Source organism: Microcystis sp. LEGE 08355 (genome assembly GCF_015207185.1).
Classification (GTDB): Bacteria; Cyanobacteriota; Cyanobacteriia; order Cyanobacteriales; family Microcystaceae; genus Microcystis; species Microcystis panniformis.
The window spans coordinates 1-2295 of the sequence record NZ_JADEXI010000680.1 but is presented as its reverse complement, the minus strand read 5'-3'; the positions used below and the strand labels follow the sequence as shown (position 1 = coordinate 2295).

At 41.0% G+C, this 2295-nt stretch carries 3 protein-coding genes; 1 reads left to right on the top strand and 2 read right to left on the bottom strand.

The window, feature by feature from the left end:
- The coding region (locus IQ242_RS22830; RefSeq protein WP_193961521.1) for a class I tRNA ligase family protein at positions 1–328 on the bottom strand (328 nt) is incomplete at its 3' end.
- 209 nt (positions 329–537) lie between these two features.
- Here IQ242_RS22830 and IQ242_RS22825 point away from each other — a divergent pair.
- Positions 538–1110: a Uma2 family endonuclease gene (locus IQ242_RS22825; RefSeq protein ID WP_043996785.1), complete on the top strand. Its 573-nt coding sequence runs from the start codon at positions 538–540 to the stop codon at positions 1108–1110.
- A 270-nt stretch (positions 1111–1380) separates the two neighbouring features.
- Here the strand turns inward: IQ242_RS22825 and IQ242_RS22820 are convergent, their stop codons facing one another.
- The gene (locus IQ242_RS22820) at positions 1381–2112 is read right to left on the bottom strand and encodes a sugar transferase (protein WP_002760967.1); all 732 of its coding nucleotides are present in this window, start codon (positions 2110–2112) and stop codon (positions 1381–1383) included.
- Between the last annotated feature and the right edge of the window lie 183 nt (positions 2113–2295).

The window sequence follows — 2295 nt, the reverse complement described above, 5'->3', positions numbered from 1 at the left end:
GTAAAACCTTTAGTTCGATCGGCAACCCGTGACAATCCCAACCCGGCACATAGCGCACTTTGTAGCCTTGCAGCAGTTTATATTTATTGATAATGTCTTTGAGAATTTTATTTAAAGCATGACCGATATGCAGAGACCCGTTAGCGTAGGGGGGACCATCGTGGAGAATAAATAATTCTTTGGGGTTATTTTGCGCTAATTTCTCGTATATTTGCTCATCTTGCCAGAATTTCTGGATTTCTGGCTCGCGTTTGCTGGCATTTGCTCGCATATCAAAGTCAGTTTGAGGCAAATTAACGGTATCTTTGTAACTTTTAGCGTTGGACATTCTGGCAAACCTATGGATATCAATCGTTTTCGGGATTCATCCCTAAATAACGTCTCTTTGAGAGTCGTTATCTCTATTCTGTCACATAATTGTAATATAAGTATTACAAGTGACAATCATTGATCTATAAGTCTAGCGAGATTGAGTCCAAGAGCGATGATTCCGAAAGGCTATAATTTAGTTATTCGAGGATAGGGAGCATGAGGACGATGGTGACGAATCCTAATTTTTTTTATGTCTCTCCAGAAGTGTATCTAGAAGGGGAAAGAGTCAGTCCCATCAAGCACGAATACCGAAAAGGACGGATTTACGCAATGGTAGGGGCAAAAAAGCCCCATATTGTCTTAAATACAAATATAGCTACTTTATTGAGTATCCATCTCGAGGATAGTCCCTGTCTTGTTCTCACTTCCGATATCAAAGTCCGGTTAGAGGAGGCAAATTGTTATTATTATCCCGATATTGCGGTGGTTTGTGACGAGAGAGAGATTAACAATACCGATGATTTTATTCTTTATCCCGTTCTGATTATTGAAGTATTATCGAAATCGACGGAATCCTTTGATAGGGGTGATAAATTTAGCGATTATCAAACCTGTCCCACCTTAAAAGAATACATTCTTATTCATCAAAACCAGATGAAAATTGAATGTCACCGTCGCGAGGATTCGGGAGTTTGGCAAGAACAGATCTATGAAGCGGGAGATGAGGTAGAATTTACCAGTGTAGGATTCCGGGGATCGATCGCTTCTATCTATCGCAAAGTCCCCGGTTTGGTATAATTGCCATTCTTTTTTGACTTCACTTAATTATACTAAATCCGTTGAGTAACGCACAGAAAACGGGTTTCTCCGAGAAACCCGTTTTCTGCTCATGCACTCATGCAAAAAGGGGAATAAATAATCAGTCTTTAATAACCAGATTTAGTATTACTGTCATAATCTTTATCAAAAAAAGAGGAGAAAAAAGCAATTTTTGCCCTTCTCTCCTCCAGTCTAGAGATTAGTTACATTGAAACAGCAGGTAGTAATTTTTAATTACTATTCACCGCTTTAGTAAGCACCGTTATTTTTGGGAAAAACCACAACACCGATAGTTCTGAAGATTACCCAGATATCAGTTAACCAGTTACGGGAATTAACGTAATACACATCCATCTGCACCCGCAGGGGATAGGGGATGTCATTACGTCCAGAAACTTGCCATAAACCAGTCAAACCGGGGCGAATAGTTAAAACTTTGTCGATGCGATTGCCATATTTCTGCAATTCTTCGGGAACTAAAGGCCGCGGACCGACGACGCTCATATCTCCTCGCAGGACGTTCCAGAATTGGGGAAACTCGTCTAAACTGGTTAAGCGGAGAAACTTGCCAATCCAAGTTATACGGGGATCGTCCTTAAGCTTGAAATTATCCTCGAATTCCGCCCGCAGTTGGGGAGAGTCTTCCATCAGTCTCTCTAATACCTTATCCGCATCCATTACCATAGTACGGAATTTAATACAGTTGAAATGCTGGAAGTTTTGACCGACGCGCTTCTGCACATAGAAGACCGGACCGGGGGAACTAATCGCGATCAATAAGGCTAAGATTAAATAAAGCGGCGAAAAGAAAATTAGAACCGATAGGGAGAAAACGATATCGAATAATCGTTTTGAGGTATCGCCGTCTAAAGCTATTAACCAAGATTTTTGATGCCGTCTACCAGAGACCGAAGGTTTGAACCCTCGCTTCATCAAAGCTTGTAGAGCCTTGACGGAGATAAGTTGGCTATTAGCAGTCATCTTACTCCTTCACATCACACACACCACACAGTACCCATGATAAAGCCACAAGACCGAAAAAACAAGTCTTCAGTCCAATAAATGGCACTGGCAATTTTAGAGCCTTTGTACTGAAAAATCTCTAATTAGGGTTTGCTGAAAAAGTTTGTTGGTGGGGTTAGGAGTCAGTAGTCAGAATTCAGG